This window comes from Pseudomonas sp. KK4, assembly GCF_001984065.1.
Lineage (GTDB): Bacteria > Pseudomonadota > Gammaproteobacteria > Pseudomonadales > Pseudomonadaceae > Aquipseudomonas.
In genome coordinates this window covers 37,014-58,824 of the sequence record NZ_LYVP01000024.1, presented here as the reverse complement: position 1 = coordinate 58,824, position 21,811 = coordinate 37,014, and the positions used below count along the sequence as shown (strand labels likewise).

The following is a 21,811-nucleotide window of genomic DNA, read 5'->3' as shown; positions in this document are numbered from 1 at the left end:
ACGGTTGTGCTGAGTGCCGAGCTGAAGGCGTTTTACATGGTGGCCCGCCTGGGCAGCATTACCCAGGCAGCCAAGAAGCTCGGCCTGAGCCAGCCCACGGTGACCACGCAGATCCGGCACCTGGAAAGTCAGTATTCGGTGGAACTGTTCTACCGGGGTGGTCGCCGACTCAGCGTCAGTGACGAAGGCGCGCGGCTGTTGCCGATGGTCAAGGCGTTGATGCAGCAGGAAGCCGATATCGAGTTTTTCCTGCGCAACAGCGGCCAGGTGCAAGGCACGCTGCGCATCGCCGCCACGGCGCCGTATTACATCCTCGACCTGGTAAAAACCTTTCGCGAGCGTTTGCCCCAAGTGGAAGTGTCCGTGGAAATCGGCAACTCTCAGCAGGTGCTCGAAGCGCTGGAGGAATACCGGGTGGATGTCGCGGCGTCCTCGCAGTTGCTAGAGGATGCGCGGTTGATCCGACGGGTGCTGGGCAGCGATCCGCTGGTGCTGGCGGTACATCGCAACCATCCGCTGGCGGTCCACGAACACGTGCCGCTCAGCGCACTGGCCGGGTATACCTTATTGATGCGCGAGCCAGGCTCGACCACCCGGCGCATGACCGAAGAGCTGCTGGCCGGTGCCGGGGTGAGCCTCGGGCCATTGCTGGAGATCGGCAGCCGTGAGTCGATTCGCGAAGCGGTGCTGCGCAACATCGGCATCAGCCTGATCGCTCGCCAGGAAGTCCCTCACGATCCACAACTGCGGGTGCTGACCATCGAGAACGCGCCGTTGTTGCCGGAATACCTGTACTGCCTCAAGGAACGAAAAAACGCACGGTTGCCTGCGGCGTTTCTCGGCGTGGCGCAGGAAATGTCGCCCATCTAGATCTCTGTGGCGAGGGAGCTTGCTCCCGTTGGACTGCGCAGCAGGCCTTTTTTGGGGCCGCTTCGCTGCCCAACGGGAGCAAGCTCCCTCGCCACAGGTTAATCAAGGCTCGATGGGATGAACCAAAAATCCCGAATACCACTATCGGCCGTTTTTGCCTTACTGCCATATGACGGACGCATTACAGCCCTAGGATGGCCCTCATCTGCTCGATGAGGTCCGTCCCATGAACAACTCGATCCTGACCAACGCCGGCGCACCGATGAAAGTGCGCGGCGTGCACAAGCGCTTCGGTGCCTTTACCGCGCTGGATAATGTGTCCCTGGACGTGGCGGCCGGTGAACTGGTCTGCCTGCTCGGGCCGTCCGGTTGTGGCAAGACCACCTTGCTGCGCTGCATCGCCGGCCTGGAGAAGCAGGACAGTGGCGAGTTGTACCTGGGCGATCGCGACGTGTCCCACCTGGCGCCCCAGGCCCGGGACTACGGCATTCTGTTCCAGTCCTACGCGCTGTTTCCCAACCTTACCGTCGAAGCGAACATTGCTTACGGCCTGGCGAACGCCAGCCGCGACCAAGTGCGCCAGCGAGTCGGGCAGATGCTCGAGCTGGTCGGCCTGAGCGGCAGCGAGAAAAAATACCCCGGCCAATTGTCCGGCGGTCAGCAGCAACGGGTCGCCCTGGCCCGGGCGCTGGCGCCAGCACCTTCGCTGTTGCTGCTGGACGAGCCGATGTCGGCCCTCGACGCCCGCGTTCGCGAGCATCTGTGCACCGAACTGCGCCAATTGCAGCGCGAACTCGGCATCACCACCCTGATGGTCACCCACAACCAGGACGAGGCCATGCTGATGGCCGACCGCATCGCCGTGATGAACCACGGCAAGGTCGAGCAATACGCCACTCCCCAGGAAATCTATAACCGCCCGGCCACACCGTTCGTGGCGGAGTTCGTCGGCCAAGGCAACTGGTTGCCGTTCGACAGCGGCAGCGACAGTCACGCCCGAGTCGGCGGGATGAACATGCGCCTGGTCGACGGCAGCGCCAAAACCGCGTCGGGCCGCCTGTTCTGCCGCCCGGAGGCGATCAACGTCAACCCGCTGGTGCACGAAGAAAACCTGTTCCCGGCCAAGGTTCGCGAGATCACCTTCCTCGGCAACCGCTGCCGCATGAGCTTCGAACTCGATCACCTGCCGGGCCATGCCTTGCTGGCGGAGCTGGCGCCTGAAGCGATGCCGCGTCTCGGCGCGCAACAAATCATGGTCGCTTTGCCACCGCGCAGCCTGCAGGTGTTCGCCTGATGAGCGCGAACATCGCGCTGCCGCTCCCGCGCAAGCAGGTGCGGCAGGTCTCCCGGGCCGAGATCGGCGACCGGATTTTCGTGGTCGGCGGCAAGGTCCTGTTGCTGGCGTTGCTGGGCATCGCAGTCTTGATGCCGTTGCTGGCGATCTTCTGGCGTGGCTTCAGTTCCGAGGCTGGCCAGGGCGGTGGCTGGCTCGCTGCAAAGGAGCTGGTGACCAGTGAGAATTTCCACTGGCTGCTCGGCAACAGCCTGAAGGTTTCCCTCAGCGTCGCGGCCATTGTCGTACCCCTGGCCTACCTGTTTGCCTACGGCCTGCAACGCACGTTGATCCCGGGCAAAGGCCTGTGGCGCGGCATTTCGTTGCTGCCCCTGATGGCGCCGTCGATGCTGCCGGGCATTGCACTGGTCTATCTGTTCGGTAACCAAGGCATGCTGCGCGGTTTGCTCTCGGACAATATCTACGGTTTCTGGGGCATCGTTCTGGGGGAGGTCATCTACACCTTCCCACACGCCTTGATGATTCTTCTGTCAGCGCTTTCTTTGGCGGATGCGCGGTTGTTCGACGCGGCGTCGAGCATGGGCGCCAGTCCGGCCAAGGCCTTTCGCAGCATCACCTGGCCGGCGACGCGTCAGGCAGTGTTCGCCGCGTTCTGCCTGGTGTTCACCCTGACCATTACCGACTTCGGCGTGCCCGTGGTGGTCGGCGGCGACTATCAAGTGCTGGCGCTGGAAGCCTACAAAGCCGTGGTCGGCCAGCAGCAATTCGGGCGAGGCGCCTTGATCGGCATGGTGTTGCTGCTGCCGGCGCTGTTCAGTTTCGGGGTCGATGCCTGGTTGCGCCGGCGTCATGGCGACTCCATGAGCGGCCGTGCCCAAGTGTTCAAACCGGCGCCGTCGAAGCTGCGTGACGGCTGCTACCTGGTCATCGTGCTGCTGATCTGCGCGGCCTTGATGCTGGTATTCGGCATGGCGGTGTTCTCGTCGCTGGTCAAATTCTGGCCCTACAACCTGTCCCTCTCGCTCAACCATTACCAGTTCAACGACACCGCGGGCGGTGGCTGGCTGGCGTACGGCAACAGCGTGAAGATGGCGCTGTGCACGGCGCTGATCGGCAGCGTGATGATTTTTACCGGCGCCTACCTGATGGAAAAAACCAAGGGCCAGCGCGGCCTGAACCTGACCCTGCGCATGCTCAGTTTCGTGCCGATGGCGGTGCCGGGGCTGGTGCTCGGCCTGGGCTATGTCTTCTTTTTCAACCTCACCGGCAACCCGCTGCATGTGCTGTACGGGACCATGACGCTGTTGGTGGTGTGCACCATTGCTCACTATCTGACCACTGCGCAGATGACGGCGACCACGGCGCTGCGTCAGCTCGACGCCGAGTTCGAAGCTGCCGCGCTGTCGCTCAAGGCACCGCTGTATCGGCACTACCTGCGGGTCACCGTGCCGATCTGCCTGCCGGCGCTGCTGGACATCGTGCGCTACCTGTTCGTCTCGGCCATGACCACCGTCTCGGCGGCAATCTTCCTCTACAGCCCCGACACCATCCTCGCGGCGGTGGCGGTGCTGAACATGGATGACGCCGGCAACGTCGGCGGCGCGGCAGCGATGTCGACCCTGATTCTGTTCACCTCGGCGGGCGTGTCGCTGCTGCTGGCCTGGGCTTCGCGCGGCTTGCTGCGCCGTTCCCAGGCCTGGCGGCAGACCGCGCCCGGTCATTGATTGCCTCTGCTCAAACCCAAAGCCTTTCAACTCAAAAACAGGAAAAGATCATGTTCAAGCCTATGGCCCTGGCCGCTGCTGTCCTCACCGCTTTCAGCCTGAACGCCTTTGCGGCGAAAACCGAGTTGACGGTGTACACCGCCCTCGAAGCCGAGCAGTTGAAGACCTACAAGGACGCTTTCGAGAAGGCCAACCCGGATGTCGAGATCAAGTGGGTGCGTGACTCCACCGGCATCATCACCGCCAAGCTGCTGGCGGAAAAAGCCCGCCCGCAGGCCGACGCGGTTTGGGGCCTGGCCGCGTCCAGCCTGGCGATCCTCGACCAGCAAGGCATGCTGCAAAGCTACGCGCCGAAGGACCTGGGCAAGATCGGCGGCAACTACCGCGACGCCGCCAACCCACCGGCCTGGGTCGGCATGGACGTCTGGGCCGCGACCATTTGCTTCAACACCGTCGAAGCCGAAAAGCAGGGCCTGACCAAGCCAGTGAGCTGGCAAGACCTGACCAAGCCTGAGTACAAGGGCAAGATCGTCATGCCCAACCCGGCCTCGTCCGGCACCGGTTTCCTCGACGTCAGCGCCTGGCTGCAGACCTTCGGCGAGAAGCAGGGCTGGCAGTACATGGACGACCTGCACCAGAACATCGGCCAATACGTTCACTCCGGCTCCAAGCCTTGCAAACTGGCCGCGGCGGGCGAATTCCCGATCGGCATTTCCTTCGAATACCCGGCCGTTCAGTTGAAGCGTCAGGGCGCACCGCTGGACATCATCCTGCCGAAGGAAGGCCTGGGCTGGGAGATCGAGGCCACCGCCGTGATCAAGGGCACGCCGCACGAAGACGCGGCGAAGAAACTCGCCGACTTCTCCGCCAGTCCGCAGGCGATGGAGCTGTACAAAGAGAACTTTGCGGTGCTCGCCCAGCCGGGCATTGCCAAGCCGCAAACCGAATTGCCGGCCGATTATGAGCAGCGTTTGATCAAGAACGACTTTGCCTGGGCCTCGAAGAATCGCGATGAGATTCTGACCGAGTGGCGCAAGCGGTATGACGGCAAGTCCGAGAAAGTGGCGGCCAAGTAAATCTTCATCGGTTGACAGGGCCTCTTCGCGAGCAAGTCGAATCGTCGCACCGCCGCTCCCACAGTGGAATGCGGTCCTTTTGTGGGAGCGGGCTTGCTCGCGAAGACGGCCTATGATTCACCGCAACCCTCACTTCATCGAGACGTCTGATGACCCCCAACGAACAAACCGTCGCCAAGGTATTCGCGCTGTACGAGCGCTTCGGCAACAGCGACTACATCGGCGAACCGGTATCGCAGATCGAACACATGTCCCAAGCCGCCCAATGCGCCATGGCCGAAGGCTTCGATGACGAGGTGGTACTCGCTGCATTCTTCCACGACATCGGGCACATCTGCGCCGAAGGTGCCGAGAACATGGGCGGCTTTGGTGTGGTCAGCCATGAACGGCTGGGCGCTGACTACCTGCGCAGCGCTGGCTTCAGTGAGCGCATGGCCCGATTGGTGGAGTACCACGTTCAGGCCAAGCGCTACCTGACGCTGCGGGAGCCTGGGTACTACGAACGCCTGAGCGAAGCCAGCCGCCGGACCCTGGAATATCAGGGCGGGGTGATGACCGAAGCCGAGGCCGACGCATTCGAGCAAGACCCGTTGTGCGAGGTGAGCCTGCGCATGCGCCAGTGGGACGAACTGGCCAAGGAAATGCACGTGCCAGTGATCGATCTTGAAGTGCTCAAGCGCAAGGCCGTTGGCGTGTTATCCCGCGAGGCCTGCTGAACAATCTGACGAGTGATAGAGAAAAACTTGCATGGTTCCCCTTGTTGTCAGCGCTCAAGCTGAGCCTTCCACAAGGAGGAACAGGCATGCGTTATTTGAAAGTGATTGCACAGGATCTGAGCGGGGAAGGGACAGCCGATACGCTCCGGTACCGGTTTTTTGAAGATGACACGCTGCTGCGTGAAGCGACCGCCGACGAAGTTCGGCGGCTGAGAACCTTTGGCACCAACTACCTCAAATGTCGATGGTTCAACGACGGCGAAGGTGAGGAGCGGCACCTGCGCATGTTCTCGCTGAACCCCAGCGGCGATGGCACGCCGGAGTCGGTCAGGCTGCATTTCAATGAAGGGTCGGTCATCCAGTACAAGGCGGCTGTCCATGACCTCGATAACGATGGCGCGTTCGAGATTGTGCTGTGTTCCGATGTGGACAACGACGGCCGCGCCGATCGCACGGACCGCACCCGGGTCAATGCGCTGGTGCGGGAATTCCTGAAGTTGGGCTGGCAGTGATGCTGATCTGAAACCGAGGCGCGGCCTTCGCGAGCAAGTCGAATCGTCGCACCGCCGCTCCCACAGGTGGAACGCATTCCAATGTGGGAGCAAGCCCGCTCCCACAGGTGGAGCGCATTCCAATGTGGGAGCGGGCTTGCTCGCGAAGAGGCCCGCACTGCCACCCCGACACTCCAACAAGACAGCTACAACTGCTGCGCCAACACCTCCACCTGCTCCTGCCGCTCCGCCTGATTCAACCGCGCATGGGCATTGAGCGACGACCACTGCGGATGCGCCCGGGCCTTGCTCAGCGCCTCCGGCAGTTTCCCCTCACGCCAGGATTTATCCTGTGGCGTCGCCACCTGAATGCTGTCCATCGCCGCATGCCCGCGGGCCTCCAGCGCTTGCAGCAATTGCCGCTGCCGCAACGCCAGTAATCTCAACACATTGTCATCCACGGTCAGCTCACGCTGGCCCCGGATCTTGCCCAGCAATCGACCGCCATAACTGCGCGCGGTTTGCAGGGCGCCACCGGCAATGGCTCCGGCCAATGCGGCAGCGCCAAGGGTCAAACCGCCCACCAGCAAATCCACCCCAGCCCCGGCCGCCGCGCCCGCCGCAATCCCACCACCGACTCGCACGCCCAGTTGCTTGAGCGTTTCGGGATTGAACAAATCATCGCCCCAACGGCCATCGAGCAACGGCAAGTCACTGGCGGCGGCGTCCTGCGGGCGAAAGGCGTAGAGCTTGAGCAAGGCTTCGACGCAACGCTGTTCCCGTTGGCGGACGGCTTTACGCAATTCACCGATGGCCTGCTGCTCCTGTTCGGCCTCGCTGGCCACGCTGCGCCGGCAAGCGGCGCAATCGATCAATAATTCGGCAATCAACCGCTGGGCACTCTGCTGGCGCGCCTGCCGCTGCGCCTGCTGATCAGCAATCAACCGCTCCAGCTGCGGCCGGGCGTGTTCGAGCAACAGCGCGAGGCTTTCATAGAGCCGACGTTCGCCATCCTCCGGCGGCGCCACGCTGTCGAAGCGCACCAGAGCATGCAGGCCAAGACGCGCCAGGGCTTCACGCCATGCCGGTTCGCGGTGATTGGCGCTGCTGACGAAATTCAGCACCGGCAGCAGCGGCTTGCCACAACCGGCCAGCACTTCCAGCTCATCGCGGTACTTGGCCAGCACCGGTTCGCGGGCGTCGATCACATAGAGCCCGGCATCACAGGTCAGCAGTTGCCGCAGCACCTTGGCTTCCTGTTCGAACCGTTGCCGCGCTTCGCTGCCTTCGAGGAATCGCGCCAGGCGTGCGGGGCCATCCAGCCGTTCGCCGGGGCGCTCCAGGCGGTCGAGGTAATCGAGCAGGGCGATGGCGTCTTCCAGGCCCGGCGTGTCGAACAGGTCGAGCAACGGCTCGCCGTCCACCGACAAGCGAGCGCCCTCGACATGCCGCGTGGTGCTGGGGCGATGGGACACTTCACCGAAACCGACATCGCGGGTCAGGGTGCGCAGCAATGAGGTTTTGCCGACGTTGGTGTGGCCGACCACCGCGAGCTTCAGAGGCTTAGTCATGGCCGGTCTCCAGCCAGTTCAAGGGTGCGCAATCGGCAAAGGGCAGCTCCAACTGTTGGAGCGCCACATGCCAGTCACCCAGGCGATCGGCGTCCAACGCTTCGCCGGGGGGTGGCTGCAGCAGCCAGACCCGGGTGGCGCTGGCACTGCGGGCCAGTTCAGCGATCAACGCCAGACTGCCGCGATCCGGTGAGCGCCGTGGATCGCAGGCGACGGCCAGGCGCGCCGGGGGAAAGCGGCTGAGCTGCTCGAGGAGTTTATTGCGCGATTCGCGGCTGTCGAGAATGCCCGCATTGCTCACATTCTTCGGCAGTGGCGGCGGCCATGGGCGTTGCTCGTCCAGCTCGATGGCCACCAGCAGCGCGCCGTCGGATTGCGCTTCACTGACACCGCTTTGGACCCGATGCAGCTGCTCGGGCGCTGCATCGCTGATGCCCAGGCGTTCGCTGGTGGGCATCAGGCGTTCACGCAGTTGCGCGTAGCCGGGCAGGTTCAGGTCCAGTTGCAAGGCCGCTTTGCCAGTTTTCCAGCGCCACAGGCAAAACAGCGCCAGCAGCAGGCGCGGCATCACGCCGAACACCAGCAGCACGCCGACCAGCCATGCAGCCCAAGCCTGGCGCGCGCTTTCGATATTGAGCGCAGCATCGCCGCTGGCGCGGATCATTTCGTCTGTGGGTACGGGGAAACCAAGCAGCGCGGGGAGCGCGCCGAGGGCCTGGGTCAGGGTGATAAACGTGTCTGCACCGAGAATGGTGGTCTCCCAGACGAAGCCATAGCGCCGGGTAGCCATCAGCGTCAGCAGCATGACCAGCGCGCTAAGCATTGCCAGCAGCCACAGGCCGTTGACCAGCACGCCGATGGCCCAGCGATTGAGTTTCTGGCGTTGCAATAAAAGCAGCAACGCGGGGGCCAGTTGTGCGGCCTTGGCATCCCGGGCGAGTTTTTCGCTGAGCCACAGCCACAAGCGCCCGAGGCTGGCGCCGTGTTCGCCGGCGAACAGCAGGCCCAGCGCCCAACTGAGCAGCAAAATCAGATTGAGCCCGAGCAGGCTGCCCAGGGCCCAGAACACATTCACCGGCGACTGGCTCAGCGCGGCAAACGCCAGACCCGCACCGCTGACCACGGCCAACACCGCCAGCACAATCAGCGCCAGTCGCGCGCCTTGCAGCCAATGGATGAGTGCTCCGCTCAATCCATCGCGTTCGGCCAGCCACAAGGCCCGGCGTTGAATGCGCGTGGGCAGGTCGCCGCCCGCGCTGCGGGCCAGGCGGTTGGCTTCCAGATCCTCCAGGGGGCCGGCGTGTTCTTCGCGCAGGCGGATGGTTTCCGTCAACCAGAGGTTATTCAGTTCAGTCACGCGGCATCCCGTCGCTTGGATTGAGCTCAGAGCATAACCGCTGTGACGCCGGTCGGGGGGCCACGTTGCGAGAAGCCGAGCCTCTGGTATCCTCGCCGGCATGACTAAATCACTCCCCCTCAGCCTGATCGCGGCCCTCGGTGAAAACCGCGTGATCGGCGTCGACAACACCATGCCCTGGCACTTGCCGGGGGACTTCAAATACTTCAAGGCCACCACCCTGGGCAAGCCGATCATCATGGGTCGCAAGACCTGGGATTCTCTCGGTCGTCCGCTGCCGGGTCGCTTGAACATCGTGGTCAGCCGTCAGGCGGATTTGCGGTTGGAAGGCACGGAAGTCTACCCGTCGCTGGAAGCCGCCGTGGCTCGCGCCGAAGCATGGGCGAAGGAGCAAGGCGTCGATGAGCTGATGCTGATTGGCGGGGCGCAGTTGTATGCGCAAGGGTTGGCGCAGGCCGATCGCTTGTATCTGACGCGCGTAGCGCTGAGCCCGGAGGGGGATGCGTGGTTTCCGGAGTTTGATCCGGGCCAATGGAAGCTGGTGTCGAACGTTGTTAATCCGGCGGTGGATGACAAGCCGGCGTACAACTTCGAAGTCTGGGAAAAGGCCTGAGAGCTTCGCGAGCAAGCCCGCTCCCACAGTTGACCGCGTTGCCTGTAAGGACTCGGTCCAATGTGGGAGCGGGCTTGCTCGCGAAGAGGCCCGCTCAGTCGCTGAAAGACTTAAGCCTGCGCCAACGCCGAATGCTCATCCGCCTCCAGCAACGCCTTATCCGTCTGCTGCATCACCTGGCTGGTAATCGCCCCGGCCGTGATCGAACCACTCACGTTCAACGCCGTACGCCCCATATCGATCAACGGCTCAACCGAAATCAGCAGCGCTACCAGTGACACCGGCAAGCCCATGGCCGGCAACACGATCAGCGCGGCAAAGGTCGCACCACCGCCCACGCCCGCCACACCGGCCGAACTCAGGGTCACGATCGCCACCAGCGTCGCGATCCACAGCGGGTCCAACGGGTTGATGCCCACGGTCGGCGCTACCATCACCGCCAACATCGCTGGATACAAACCCGCGCAACCGTTCTGGCCGATGGTCGCGCCGAACGAAGCGGCGAAACTGGCCACCGATTGCGGAATGCCCAGACGGCTGGTCTGCGCTTCGATGCTCAGCGGAATGGTCGCGGCGCTCGAACGGCTGGTGAAGGCGAAGGTCAGCACCGGCCAGATCTTGCGGAAGAAGCGCAGCGGGTTGATCCCGGCGGCCGAGACCAGCGCGCCGTGGACCACGAACATCAGCCCCAGGCCGATGTACGACACCACGACAAAACTGCCGAGCTTGATGATGTCCTGCAGGTTGGAGCCAGCCACCACTTTGGTCATCAGCGCCAGCACGCCGTACGGGGTCAGCTTCATCACCAGGCGCACCAGGCGCATCACCCAGGCTTGCAGGGTGTCGATGGCGTTGATCACTTTCTGACCTTTCTCGACATCGTCCTTCAGCAGTTGCAGTGCCGCGACACCGAGGAACGCGGCGAAAATCACCACGCTGATGATCGAGGTCGGCTTGGCCCGCGTTAGGTCGGCGAACGGGTTTTGCGGGATGAACGACAGCAGCAGTTGCGGCACATTCAGGTCGGCGACCTTGCCGGCGTAGTCAGTCTGAATGGTTTGCAGACGCGCCATTTCCTGGGTGCCGGCGACCAGGCCTTCGGCGGTGAGGCCGAACAGGTTGGTCAGGCCGATACCGATCAACGCCGCGATGGCAGTGGTGAACAGCAGCGTGCCGATGGTCAGGAAACTGATTTTGCCCAGTGACGAGGCATTGTGCAGACGGGCCACGGCGCTGAGGATCGAAGCGAACACCAGCGGGATGACGATCATTTGCAGCAGTTGCACGTAACCGTTGCCCACCAGATCGAACCAGCCGATCGAGGCTTTGAGCACCGGGTTGCCGGTCCCGTAAACCGTATGCAAAGCGACACCGAACACCACGCCCAGCACCAGGGCGAGCAGGACTTTTTTCGCCAGGCTCCAAGTGGTGTGGCGGGTTTGCGCCAGACCGAAGAGCAGGGCGAGGAACACCAGCAGATTGAGAATCAGCGGCAGATTCATTGGAACTCCCATTAGACATGTGCGAACTGCCTTCCGGGGCAGCTGCGAACCGGCAAGCCTAACAGCTTGAAATCTAATGAATTAATATCAAAAACGTCTTGAAACTGTCGTTTTTGGAATAAGCGCATGTCGCTGTGGGGGATGCATCTGGCGTGATGGGTACGCTAGCGGTCGCTGACAGACGAGGACTGTCACAGGTATTTGTTAGCGTCGATGTTTTTCATGCACGGAGAAGCGTTGATGAAATTCGCACCGAAATTTCTGGCAGCAGCAATCTGCATTGGCCTCGCAAGCCAGGCATTGGCGACTGATCTGAAACATTGGCCAGCCGATCAGGCCAAGGCCCTGGACGCGATGATCGCGGCCAACGCCAACAAGGGTAACTACGCGGTGTTCGACATGGACAACACCAGTTACCGCTACGACCTCGAAGAGTCGTTGCTGCCGTTCATGGAAAACAAGGGCCTGATCACCCGCGAAAAACTCGATCCCTCCCTGAAACTGATGCCGTTCAAGGACACCGCCGACCACAAGGAAAGCCTGTTCAGCTACTACTACCGCCTCTGCGAAGTCGACGACATGGTGTGCTACCCATGGGTCGCCCAGGTGTTTTCCGGCTTCACCCTCAAGGAACTCAAGGGCTACGTCGATGAGTTGATGGCGTCGGGCAAACCGGTACCCGCTACTTATTATGAGGGCGACGTGGTCAAGACCCTCGACGTCAACCCGCCGAAAATCTTCACCGGCCAGCAAGAGCTCTACAACAAGCTGATGGAGAACGGCATCGAGGTGTACGTGATGACTGCCGCCTCCGAAGAACTGGTGCGCATGGTCGCGGCCGATCCGAAGTACGGCTACAACGTCAAACCGCAGAACGTGATCGGCGTGTCGATGCTGCTCAAGGACCCGAAAACCGGCGAACTCACCACCGCCCGCAAACAGATCACCGCCGGCAAGTACGACGAAAAGGCCAACCTCGACCTCCAACTCACCCCTTACCTGTGGACCCCGGCCACCTGGATGGCCGGCAAGCAGGCGGCCATCCTGACCTACATCGACGAATGGAAAAAACCAGTCCTGGTCGGCGGCGATACGCCGACCAGCGACGGCTACATGCTGTTCCACAGCGTCGACGTGGCCAAGGGCGGCATCCACCTGTGGGTCAACCGCAAGGACAAATACATGACCCAGATCCAAGGCATGATGGCCAAGAACGCCGCGGCCCAGGCCAAGGAAGGGCTGCCGGTGACGGCGGACAAGAACTGGGTGGTGGTGACGCCGCAGGAGATTCAGTAAGCGAAACCAGGCTCGCTCTCACTGCGAACCGGGATAAATGTGCGAGCCTGCTCGGGAATGCAGGGCGTCATACAGCTTTGATGGTGAATGTGCCGGCCTCTTCGCGGGCAAGCCCGCTCCCACAGGTTTTGTGGTGAAACGCAGATTGTGCAAACACCAAAGATCCCTGTGGGAGCGGGCTTGCCCGCGAAGAGGCCAGTCGACATAGCATCAAGGTTCAGGGGTGATCGACATTTTCTGACAGTCAGAACCTGCACATTCTTGCGTAACGGACTACGACTACTTCAGAATCCGCCGACTTGTGCACCTGGGTGCCGGCTTCTATCGTTTGCCGGTCGCTGCTCATCAGCGATCGGGTTTGGTAGCCCGGATTTTCCAGGCGCGTAGCTACACCGTTGGCAGGTTTTTTCGTCTCTGCTTTATGGTGGTCATGCGTGGGGCGTTTTCGAACGCGCCGGGTTCCTGGACCGGTCTACCAACCTGCGTATGGCCGCCACCTTTCGTTTGGTAGCGAAGGTGATGGCTCCTATATTCCAGGAGATTCATCAATGCTGAAAATCACCCCCGATCCACCGGAAACCGACGACCTGTACGCCCGCGTCAACGCCACCCCGCGCAAACCCAGCCATACATTTGTGGTCGCGCCCGACCTCGATACCGAAACCCTGCTGGTCCACGCCTGCGAATCCCTCGCCTCGGCCAGTGTCATGACCAGTGATTTCGCCGCGCTGCTGGAAGGCACTCAGCGCAGCACGATGCTGGGCATTGCGCAGATCATCATGTTGGGTGAGCTGGCAGTGAATCAGGCGCTGGATAACCTCGACCCGCAGCAATAACCTGCAGTTTTGATCAGGCAAAAAAATGCCCCGCACATGGCGGGGCATTTTTATGGGCGGCGGTTAAGGCTTACAGACCGTCCAGCATCGCCTTGTTGCGTACCGCACCCTTGTCGGCGCTGGTGGCCAGCAGGGCGTAGGCTTTCAGGGCGGTGGTCACTTTGCGTGGACGCACTTCCACCGGTTTCCAGCCTTTCTTGTCCTGCTCGACGCGGCGGGCAGCCAGTTCGGCGTCGCTGATCAACAGGTTGATCGAGCGGTTCGGAATGTCGATCAGGACTTTGTCGCCGTCCTGCACCAGACCGATCGCGCCGCCGGCCGCAGCTTCTGGCGAAGCGTGGCCGATGGACAGGCCCGAAGTGCCGCCGGAGAAGCGGCCGTCGGTGAGCAGGGCGCAGGCTTTGCCCAGGCCCTTGGATTTCAGGTAGGAGGTCGGGTACAGCATTTCCTGCATGCCCGGGCCGCCTTTCGGACCTTCGTAGCGAATGATGACGATGTCGCCTTCCTTCACTTCGTCGGCGAGGATGCCGCGTACCGCGCTGTCCTGGCTCTCGAAGATCTTCGCGTTGCCTTCGAACACGTGGATCGACTCATCGACGCCGGCAGTTTTCACCACGCAGCCGTCCAGGGCGATGTTGCCGTACAGCACGGCCAGGCCGCCCTCTTTGGAATACGCGTGCTCGACACTGCGGATGCAGCCGTTTTCACGGTCGTCGTCCAGGGTTTCCCAGCGGGTCGACTGGCTGAACGCGGTTTGCGTCGGGATGCCTGCCGGGCCGGCCTTGAAGAAGTGGTGCACCGCTTCGTCGGTGGTCTGGGTGATGTCCCACTTGGCGATGGCTTCTTCCATGCTGCGGCTGTGTACGGTCGGCAGCTGCGTGTGCAGCAGGCCGCCACGGGCCAGCGAGCCGAGGATGCTGAAGATCCCGCCGGCACGGTGCACGTCTTCCATGTGGTACTTCTGGATGTTCGGCGCGACCTTGCACAGTTGCGGCACGTGACGGGAAAGACGGTCGATGTCGCGCAGGTCGAAATCGATCTCGGCTTCCTGGGCGGCGGCCAGCAAGTGCAGGATGGTGTTGGTGGAACCGCCCATGGCGATGTCCAGGGTCATGGCGTTTTCGAACGCCTTGAAGTTGGCGATGTTGCGCGGCAGCACCGACTCATCGTTGTCGCCGTAGTAACGCTTGCACAGGTCGACGATGGTGCGGCCGGCCTGCAGGAACAACTGCTCGCGGTCGCTGTGGGTGGCCAGGGTCGAACCGTTGCCCGGCAAGGCCAGGCCCAGGGCTTCGACCAGGCAGTTCATCGAGTTGGCAGTGAACATGCCGGAGCACGAACCGCAGGTCGGGCAGGCGCTGCGCTCGTACTCGGCGACTTTCTCGTCAGAAGCGCTGGAGTCGGCGGCGATCACCATGGCGTCGACCAGATCGAGGCCGTGGCTGGCCAGTTTGGTCTTGCCGGCTTCCATCGGGCCGCCGGACACGAAGATCACCGGGATGTTCAGGCGCAAGGCGGCCATCAGCATGCCGGGGGTGATCTTGTCGCAGTTGGAGATGCAGACGATGGCGTCGGCGCAGTGGGCATTGACCATGTACTCGACGGAGTCGGCGATGATCTCGCGGCTCGGCAGCGAATAGAGCATGCCGTCGTGACCCATGGCGATGCCGTCGTCCACGGCGATGGTGTTGAATTCTTTGGCTACGCCGCCTGCGCGTTCGATTTCGCGGGCGACCAGTTGGCCCAGGTCCTTGAGGTGGACGTGGCCCGGTACGAACTGGGTGAAGGAGTTGGCAATGGCGATGATCGGCTTTTTGAAGTCGTCATCTTTCATCCCCGTGGCGCGCCACAGTGCGCGGGCGCCGGCCATGTTGCGGCCGTGGGTGGATGTTTTCGAGCGGTAATCAGGCATGAAGCACTCCGGGCGGCTAATCAGGTATCAAAAGGGAAGTGAGCTTCTAGTGACGTCTGGAACACTCAGAAATGGCCGTGTGTACAGAAGTTGCCGATAACTTTGCGGGATCGCCGCGCGCTTCAGCTTGAGCTCATAAACCCGCCGGGGATGACTGGCGATGAATGTCGCGATTCTACACGGCTGGTGGCTGGAGGGAATGCCTGCAAGCGTTCACGAGACGTGCGGAAAGCCACAACCCTGCAGGAGCGAGCTCGCGATGGACTCGAGAACACTGTGGGGTGTCAGGTTTCCAGCGTTATCGTTGGCGTCCATCGCGAGCGAGCTCGCTCCTACAGGGGGCGCGGCGGTTGATCAGCGCGTTCAACCCCAGGCCTGTTGCACTCAGGGTCAGGAAGCACAGGGACAGGGCTGCGGTCAGGTCTTCGGACGCGAGATTGATCACCATACTGATCACGCCACCGCACAGGAAAATCATCACGCCGCCGACCGAGGAGGACGTACCGGCATCCTGCGGATAGAGGCTCATGGCTTTGGAGTTGGCGATAGGCCTGGCGATCGTGGTGCCGGCGGTACAAATGAGCATCGGGACCAAGACTGCCGCCGCCGTGAGGCCGAACTGATTCGCCAGCCACAGCATGATCAACCCGCACAGTGCGATCAGCACCAGGCCGATAACGATCTGCGAATTGGCCGACAGACGCCGATGCAGCGCGCTGGCAACGATCCCGCCAAACACGTACGCCACGCCATACAGCAGCAATGCCCAGGCATATTCATAGGGCGAGAATGCGAGACGCTCCATGAAAATGATGGGCGAGATGACGATGAATGAAAAATGGCAGGCGAACGCCAGGCCCGAAATAAGCCAATAACCCATGAAACGTAGATCAGAGCACAGCCGCCAATAGGCGCTGAAACAGCGCCCCGGCAACCCATCACGGCTGCGCGGGATGTCTTTGAGCATGACGCGGGCCTTCATCCAGACAATCCCGGCCAAGCTGATAAAGACATAGAAGCTGCCCTGCCAGCCCAGGTGCATTTGCAGCCAGGTTCCAAGCAGCGGCGATAGGGAAATGAACACGCCGCTGGCGGTGGTCATCCAGATCCTGATTCGCTGCTGTTCCTTGCCGACGAACAAATCCTGAATCAACGCCTGTGACAGCACAAAGGACCCGCAGCCCACTGCCTGGATAATCCGAAACAGCAGGAACTCGCTGTATTCGCGGGCCAGCAGGCAGCCCGTTGCACCGACAATCGTGATGGCGATACCGATCAGCAACAGGTTTTTGCGCCCCCACCAATCCGACAGCGGCCCGACAAGCACGACGGACAGCGCCAGGCCGATAGCGAACAGGCTGACGGATAGCGCGATGTCGGATGGGGAAGTGCGAAAGTGTTCAGCCAGCGCCGGGAAGGACGGCAGCACAACATCAAGTGGAAAGACGCCCAGCAGGGTCATTGTCATCAACAGCACAAGGGTCGGGGTTTTGCTCGTTTCACGTTGCGTCATTTTTCAGTCTGCTCGGTCCGTGAGAGAGGGCCGAGCATTGGATTGCCGAGGCATGAAGTCAACGTGGATTGGTGCAGGATCTTTCTGATTTTTTTGTAGGAGCGAGCTCGCTCGCGATGGTCGTCAACGATAACGTTGGCCGCCAGACACCCCGCGGTGTCTGGTCCTCCATCGCGAGCATGCTCGCTCCTACAGGGTGGGTGGGGGTTAGAGCCACATGGCGTCCCAGAGTGGATAGTCGCCGATCTGGTCTACGAGGCCGGCGCGTAGGGGGTTGGCGATGATGTATCGAGCGGCCAGCTTCAGATCGTCCTCCTTGCGCATGGCGCGGTCGAAGTAGCCTTTCTGCCATAGCCTGTCCGGCTGACCTCGCTTCAGGTTGATGGCGCGAGCACTTCGGGCTTTGGTGGCTTGCATCAGCTTCGGCAAATCACCGTTGTGCAATTCGACCAGCCAGTGAAAGTGATCCGGCATGACCACCCAGGCGATAGAGGTGGCATTGCCCGCTTCATGAGCTTTTCTGAATTCATGGACGAGAAGGCGCCCCATCCGCCAGTCCTTGAAGACTGGGCTTCGCTCGTGGGTCACTGCGGTGAGCAGATAGACGCGGCCATTTTCTGAGTGTCGGCCAGTACGTAAGTGGTTGCCGTGTGGCGTGCTGGACATTCCGTTGTCCTCCTCTGTGGTTGGAGGAGAAAACGTTAGACGCCACAGGGGAGGTTGTCGTAATGACAGAGAATCAAAATGTGTCGCTTTCTGTAGGAGCGAGCATGCTCGCGATGAACCCGAGAGCGCTGCGGGGTGTCAGGTTGCCAGCGTTATCGTTGGCGACCATCGCGAGCGTGCTCGCTCCTACAGGGAGCAGGTGGCTTAGCTGTTTGGCAGCAACCGGCAGGTGATGCTCTTGATGTAGCGGGTTTCGGCGATGGCTGGGTGGACCGGATGATCCGGGCCCTGGCCGCCGCGTTCGAGCATCTGGATGTTGCGGTCCAGGTGGCGGGCGCTGGTCAGGAGGATGTTTTGCAGGTCGTCTTCCGGCAGGTGCATCGAGCACGATGCGCTGAACAGGATGCCGTCCTTGGTCAGCAGGCGCATGGCTTGCTCGTTCAGGCGGCGGTAGGCGCCTTCGCCGTTTTTCATGTCTTTCTTGCGTTTGATGAACGCCGGCGGGTCGGCCACGATCACGTCGAAGCGTTCTTCACTGGCTTTGAGCTCTTTGAGCGCTTCGAAGACGTCGCCTTCGATGCAGGTCATTTTCTCGGCAAAGCCGTTCAGCGCGGCGTTGCGCTCGACACCGTCGAGGGCGAAGGCCGACGCGTCCACGCAGAACACTTCACTGGCGCCGAATGCCGCGGCTTGCACGCCCCAGCCGCCGATGTAGCTGTACAGGTCCAGCACGCGTTTGCCTTTGGCGTAAGGGGCCAGGCGGGCGCGGTTCATGCGGTGGTCGTAGAACCAGCCGGTTTTCTGGCCCTGGATGACCGGGGCTTCGAATTTCACGCCGTTCTCTTCCAGCGCCACCCACTCCGGCACCAGGCCGAACACGGTTTCGACGTAGCGGTTGAGGCCTTCGGCGTCACGGGCTGCCGAGTCGTTCTTGAACAGGATGCCGCTTGGCTTGAGCACTTGGGTCAGCGCCGCGATCACGTCTTCTTTGTGGGCTTCCATGGTCGCCGAAGCGATCTGCACCACCAGGATGTCGCCGAAACGGTCGACCACCAGGCCCGGCAGCAGGTCGGAATCGCCGTAGACCAGGCGATAGAACGGCTTGTCGAACAGGCGATCGCGCAGCGACAGGGCCACGTTCAGGCGGTGCACCAGCAGTGACTTGTCCAGCGGCAGCTTGATGTCGCGCGACAGCACACGGGCGCAGATCAGGTTGTTCGGGCTCATGGCGACGATGCCCAGCGGCTTGCCGCCGGCGGCTTCGAGGATCGCCTGATCGCCGGCCTTGAAACCGTGCAGAGGGGTGGCGGCTACATCGATTTCGTTGCTGTAGACCCACAAATGACCGTTGCGCAGACGACGGTCGGCGTTGGCTTTGAGGCGCAGGCTTGGCAGGGACATGACGTCGCTCCGGAAAAAAGAGCGGGAGTATAGCGTGTTGGGGCTGGTGGCAGGGATGAAGGGCGATGAAACGTTGATGGCCCCATCGCGGGCAAGCCTCGCTCCTACAGGGGAACACAGTCCAGTGTGGGAGCGGGCTTGCTCGCGAAGGCGGTTTTGAAGGCTACGCCGACAACAGCTCGATCAACTCGCGATTGAACGCCGGAATGTCATCCGGCTGGCGGCTGCTGATCAGCTTGCCGTCGGTGACCACTTCCTTGTCCACCCAATGGGCACCGGCGTTCACCAGGTCATCCTTGAGGGTCTTGTAGCTGGTCATGGTTTTGCCGTTGACCAGCCCGGCGGATACCAGCAGCCAGCCGCCGTGGCAGATCACGGCGATGGGTTTGCCGGCGGAGGTGCCCATCCTGACCAGGTGCTGGGCGTCCTGATCGATGCGGATGGTGTCGGCGTTCTGCACCCCGCCGGGCAGCACCACGGCGTCGTATTCATCGACGCTGGCCGAGCGGAATGTGCGGTCGACCGTGAAGTCATCGGCCGGTTTGTCGTGGTTCCAGCCTTTGACCTGGCCTTCCTTGGCCGAAAGGATGTCGACCTGGGCGCCGGCCTGTTCCAGCGCCTCTTTAGGGCCCGTCAGTTCGATTTGCTCGAAACCATCGGTGACCAGCATTGCCACGCGCTTGCCGTTGAGTGAATAGGACATGGATCTGCTCCCTGACTTTGTGATTGATTGCCCTAGGGCGTTACAAAGTCCGAAGCCGGCGCGTTAATGAAAGTTCCTCGCAAATGCTCGCTGGTATGTCGGATCCAACTTTTAGAAGCTAGAATCGGCGCCTGGCCCAGAGTGTGTACTTATGTCCCAAGAGTTGACGCCCGAACAGATCCAACAGTCCCTGCAAGGCATCAGCGTGCCTGCCCAACCGCAGATCATGGTGGATCTGCAGATGGAGCAGTACATGCCCGATCCGGATCTGGAAGTGATCGCCAAGCTGATTTCCCAGGATCCGGGGCTGTCCGGGGCCCTGCTGAAAATCGTCAATTCGCCGTATTACGGTCTGAGCAACAAGATTGCCTCGATCCAGCGCGCGGTGAACCTGCTGGGCAGTCGCTCGATCATCAACCTGATCAATGCGCAGTCGATCAAGGGCGAGATGAACGACGAGACCATCGTCACCCTCAACCGTTTCTGGGACACCGCGCAGGACGTGGCGATGACCTGCCTGACCCTGGCCAAGCGTATCGGCGTCCAGGCCGGCGACGAAGCCTACGCCCTGGGCCTGTTCCACGACTGCGGCGTGCCGCTGATGCTCCAGCGATTTCCCGACTACATGACGGTGCTCGAGCAGGCTTACGCCAACGCCGGCCCCGATTGCCGGGTGGTGGACACCGAGAACCAGGTGTACAACACCAACCATGCCGTGGTCGGTTACTACACGGCCAAGTCCTGGCGCCTGCCGGAGCACGTCACGGCCGCGATCGCCAATCACCACAATGCGTTGGCGATCTTCAGCGATGAATCCTCGCGCAACAGTTCGCTGAAGAACCTGTTGGGCATTTTGAAGATGGCCGAACACATTTGTGCGTCCTACCGGGTGCTGGGCAACCAGACCGAGGACCATGAATGGAACAGCATCGGCCCTCTGGTGCTCGATTACGTCGGTCTGTCGGATTACGATTTCGAAACCCTCAAGCAAACAATTCGCGACCTCGGCACTCACCGCTGAGTGCCGCCCCCCTCTTATTTATCGAAAAACACAAGCTCATGCCTGAACTGCCAGAAGTCGAAACCACCCGCCGCGGCATTGCCCCGCATCTGGAAGGCCAGCGCGTCAGCCGGGTGATCGTGCGTGACCGGCGCCTGCGTTGGCCGATTCCTGAAGATTTGGATGTGCGCCTGTCCGGCCAGCGTATCGTGCTGGTGGAGCGGCGCGCCAAGTACCTGCTGATCAACGCCGAAGTCGGCACCTTGATCAGTCACCTGGGCATGTCGGGGAATTTGCGGCTGGTGGAAGTCGGTCTGCCGGCGGGCAAGCACGAGCATGTGGACATCGAGCTGGAGTCGGGCCTGGCGCTGCGCTATACCGACCCGCGGCGATTTGGCGCGATGCTCTGGAGCCTCGACCCGCTCAACCATGAGCTGCTGATTCGCCTGGGGCCGGAGCCGCTGACCGACCTGTTTGACGGCGAGCGCTTGTTCCAGCTGTCCCGCGGGCGTTCGATGGCGGTCAAGCCGTTCATCATGGACAACGCGGTGGTGGTGGGCGTGGGCAACATTTATGCGACCGAGGCGCTGTTCGCCGCCGGGATAGACCCGCGTCGCGAAGCCAAGGGCATCTCCCGGGCGCGCTACCTGAAGCTGGCGATCGAGATCAAGCGCATCCTGGCCGCCGCCATCGAACGGGGTGGTACCACGTTGCGCGACTTTATCGGCGGTGACGGTCAGCCGGGCTACTTCCAGCAGGAGTTGTTCGTGTATGGCCGGGGTGCCGAGCCGTGCAAGGTCTGCGGCACGGAGCTGCGGGAAGTGAAGCTGGGGCAGCGCGCCAGCGTGTTTTGCCCACGCTGCCAGAGCTGATACGCCCGACGGTCTATAGTCAGTGTTCTGACTGATTTAGCCGAAGGACCGTGCCATGAAGCTGCATCAAACCCTCGCCGCCGTTCTGCTGTTGAGCGTCGGCACTTCTGTCGCCGCCAGCAGTGGCAGCGGCGATCCGCGCTACACCATCCAGAACCCGCCCGCGTACGCCATGATCGGTGACCTGTTGATTGCCCGGCCCTTGCTGGTGGTGGCAACGGTGATCGGTGCGGGAGTGTTTGTGGTGTCGTTGCCGTTCACCGCGCTGGGTGGCGGTGTGGGCGATGCGGGGCAGGCGTTGGTGGTGGACCCGGCGAGGGCGGCGTTCGTGCGGTGTTTGGGGTGTATCGGGGAGGGGTTTGAGCAGCGGGAGTGAGTCAGTTACATCTTCGTTGTGG

Annotated in this window: 20 protein-coding genes; 12 read left to right on the top strand and 8 right to left on the bottom strand. The window is 61.9% G+C overall.

What is annotated here, in order from left to right; all coding sequences use genetic code 11:
- Positions 1–6 precede the first annotated feature (6 nt).
- The 6 genes from B0W55_RS11390 (at position 7) to B0W55_RS11365 (ending at position 6,192) form a co-directional block, all read left to right on the top strand.
- The gene (locus tag B0W55_RS11390) at positions 7–870 is read left to right on the top strand and encodes a LysR family transcriptional regulator (protein ID WP_077046100.1); all 864 of its coding nucleotides are present in this window, start codon (positions 7–9) and stop codon (positions 868–870) included.
- A gap of 226 nt (positions 871–1,096) precedes the next feature.
- Positions 1,097–2,164 (top strand): putative 2-aminoethylphosphonate ABC transporter ATP-binding protein, encoded by a 1,068-nt coding sequence (locus B0W55_RS11385; RefSeq protein ID WP_077046099.1) that lies wholly within the window; start codon positions 1,097–1,099, stop codon positions 2,162–2,164.
- Positions 2,164–3,888: a putative 2-aminoethylphosphonate ABC transporter permease subunit gene (locus B0W55_RS11380; RefSeq protein WP_077046098.1), complete on the top strand. Its 1,725-nt coding sequence runs from the start codon at positions 2,164–2,166 to the stop codon at positions 3,886–3,888. The genes B0W55_RS11385 and B0W55_RS11380 overlap by 1 nt, the downstream gene beginning before the upstream one ends.
- Positions 3,889–3,938: 50 nt before the next feature.
- Positions 3,939–4,964, top strand: coding sequence for a putative 2-aminoethylphosphonate ABC transporter substrate-binding protein (locus B0W55_RS11375; RefSeq protein ID WP_077046097.1), 1,026 nt, complete (start codon positions 3,939–3,941; stop codon positions 4,962–4,964).
- Positions 4,965–5,113: 149 nt separating this feature from the next.
- Entirely contained in the window at positions 5,114–5,680 is a 567-nt protein-coding gene (locus B0W55_RS11370) for a phosphonate degradation HD-domain oxygenase (RefSeq protein WP_077046096.1), read from the top strand.
- Positions 5,681–5,766: 86 nt separating this feature from the next.
- The gene (locus tag B0W55_RS11365) at positions 5,767–6,192 is read left to right on the top strand and encodes a hypothetical protein (RefSeq protein WP_077046095.1); all 426 of its coding nucleotides are present in this window, start codon (positions 5,767–5,769) and stop codon (positions 6,190–6,192) included.
- Between the two features lie 185 nt (positions 6,193–6,377).
- On the opposite strand, the gene B0W55_RS11360 is transcribed toward B0W55_RS11365, so the two are convergent.
- Together B0W55_RS11360 and B0W55_RS11355 are read right to left on the bottom strand one after the other, a co-directional pair.
- A complete protein-coding gene (locus B0W55_RS11360) occupies positions 6,378–7,742 on the bottom strand; it encodes a GTPase/DUF3482 domain-containing protein (protein WP_077046094.1) in 1,365 nt (454 codons plus the stop codon).
- Positions 7,735–9,099, bottom strand: coding sequence for a DUF2868 domain-containing protein (locus tag B0W55_RS11355; protein ID WP_077046093.1), 1,365 nt, complete (start codon positions 9,097–9,099; stop codon positions 7,735–7,737). The genes B0W55_RS11360 and B0W55_RS11355 overlap by 8 nt, the downstream gene beginning before the upstream one ends.
- A 100-nt stretch (positions 9,100–9,199) precedes the next feature.
- On the opposite strand from B0W55_RS11355, the gene B0W55_RS11350 reads away from it, so the two are divergent.
- Positions 9,200–9,712, top strand: coding sequence for a dihydrofolate reductase (locus B0W55_RS11350; RefSeq protein WP_077046092.1), 513 nt, complete (start codon positions 9,200–9,202; stop codon positions 9,710–9,712).
- A gap of 110 nt (positions 9,713–9,822) precedes the next feature.
- Here the strand turns inward: B0W55_RS11350 and B0W55_RS11345 are convergent, their stop codons facing one another.
- Positions 9,823–11,214 (bottom strand): L-cystine transporter, encoded by a 1,392-nt coding sequence (locus B0W55_RS11345; protein ID WP_077046091.1) that lies wholly within the window; start codon positions 11,212–11,214, stop codon positions 9,823–9,825.
- Between the two features lie 240 nt (positions 11,215–11,454).
- Between B0W55_RS11345 and B0W55_RS11340 the strand changes: the two genes are divergently transcribed.
- Both B0W55_RS11340 and B0W55_RS11335 read left to right on the top strand, forming a co-directional pair.
- Positions 11,455–12,510 (top strand): phosphorylcholine phosphatase, encoded by a 1,056-nt coding sequence (locus B0W55_RS11340; RefSeq protein ID WP_077046090.1) that lies wholly within the window; start codon positions 11,455–11,457, stop codon positions 12,508–12,510.
- Between the two features lie 548 nt (positions 12,511–13,058).
- Entirely contained in the window at positions 13,059–13,346 is a 288-nt protein-coding gene (locus tag B0W55_RS11335) for a DUF6124 family protein (RefSeq protein ID WP_077046089.1), read from the top strand.
- Positions 13,347–13,416: 70 nt separating this feature from the next.
- Here the strand turns inward: B0W55_RS11335 and ilvD are convergent, their stop codons facing one another.
- From ilvD to B0W55_RS11310, 5 genes are all read right to left on the bottom strand, one after another.
- Positions 13,417–15,258, bottom strand: a complete 1,842-nt coding sequence (gene ilvD / locus B0W55_RS11330; RefSeq protein ID WP_077046088.1) for a dihydroxy-acid dehydratase — start codon at positions 15,256–15,258, stop codon at positions 13,417–13,419.
- 298 nt (positions 15,259–15,556) lie between these two features.
- Complete coding sequence (locus B0W55_RS11325; RefSeq protein WP_077046087.1) at positions 15,557–16,771, bottom strand: Bcr/CflA family efflux MFS transporter; 1,215 nt, start codon at positions 16,769–16,771, stop codon at positions 15,557–15,559.
- 207 nt (positions 16,772–16,978) lie between these two features.
- Positions 16,979–17,437 carry a transposase gene (locus tag B0W55_RS11320; RefSeq protein ID WP_077046086.1) on the bottom strand — a complete coding sequence of 153 codons (459 nt, stop codon included), beginning with the start codon at positions 17,435–17,437 and terminating at the stop codon, positions 16,979–16,981.
- A 204-nt stretch (positions 17,438–17,641) separates the two neighbouring features.
- On the bottom strand, positions 17,642–18,838 hold the full coding sequence (locus tag B0W55_RS11315) for a class I SAM-dependent rRNA methyltransferase (RefSeq protein ID WP_077046085.1): 1,197 nt from the start codon (positions 18,836–18,838) through the stop codon (positions 17,642–17,644).
- A gap of 163 nt (positions 18,839–19,001) precedes the next feature.
- On the bottom strand, positions 19,002–19,541 hold the full coding sequence (locus B0W55_RS11310; protein WP_077046084.1) for a type 1 glutamine amidotransferase domain-containing protein: 540 nt from the start codon (positions 19,539–19,541) through the stop codon (positions 19,002–19,004).
- Positions 19,542–19,746: 205 nt separating this feature from the next.
- Between B0W55_RS11310 and B0W55_RS11305 the strand changes: the two genes are divergently transcribed.
- The 3 genes from B0W55_RS11305 to B0W55_RS11295 are packed head-to-tail and all read left to right on the top strand — an operon-like array spanning position 19,747 to position 21,789.
- Positions 19,747–20,562 (top strand): HDOD domain-containing protein, encoded by an 816-nt coding sequence (locus B0W55_RS11305; RefSeq protein WP_175645496.1) that lies wholly within the window; start codon positions 19,747–19,749, stop codon positions 20,560–20,562.
- Positions 20,563–20,600: 38 nt separating this feature from the next.
- Positions 20,601–21,413, top strand: a complete 813-nt coding sequence (mutM, locus tag B0W55_RS11300) for a bifunctional DNA-formamidopyrimidine glycosylase/DNA-(apurinic or apyrimidinic site) lyase (RefSeq protein WP_077046082.1) — start codon at positions 20,601–20,603, stop codon at positions 21,411–21,413.
- Between the two features lie 55 nt (positions 21,414–21,468).
- Positions 21,469–21,789, top strand: coding sequence for a multidrug transporter (locus B0W55_RS11295; protein ID WP_077046081.1), 321 nt, complete (start codon positions 21,469–21,471; stop codon positions 21,787–21,789).
- The last annotated feature ends 22 nt before the right edge of the window (positions 21,790–21,811 follow it).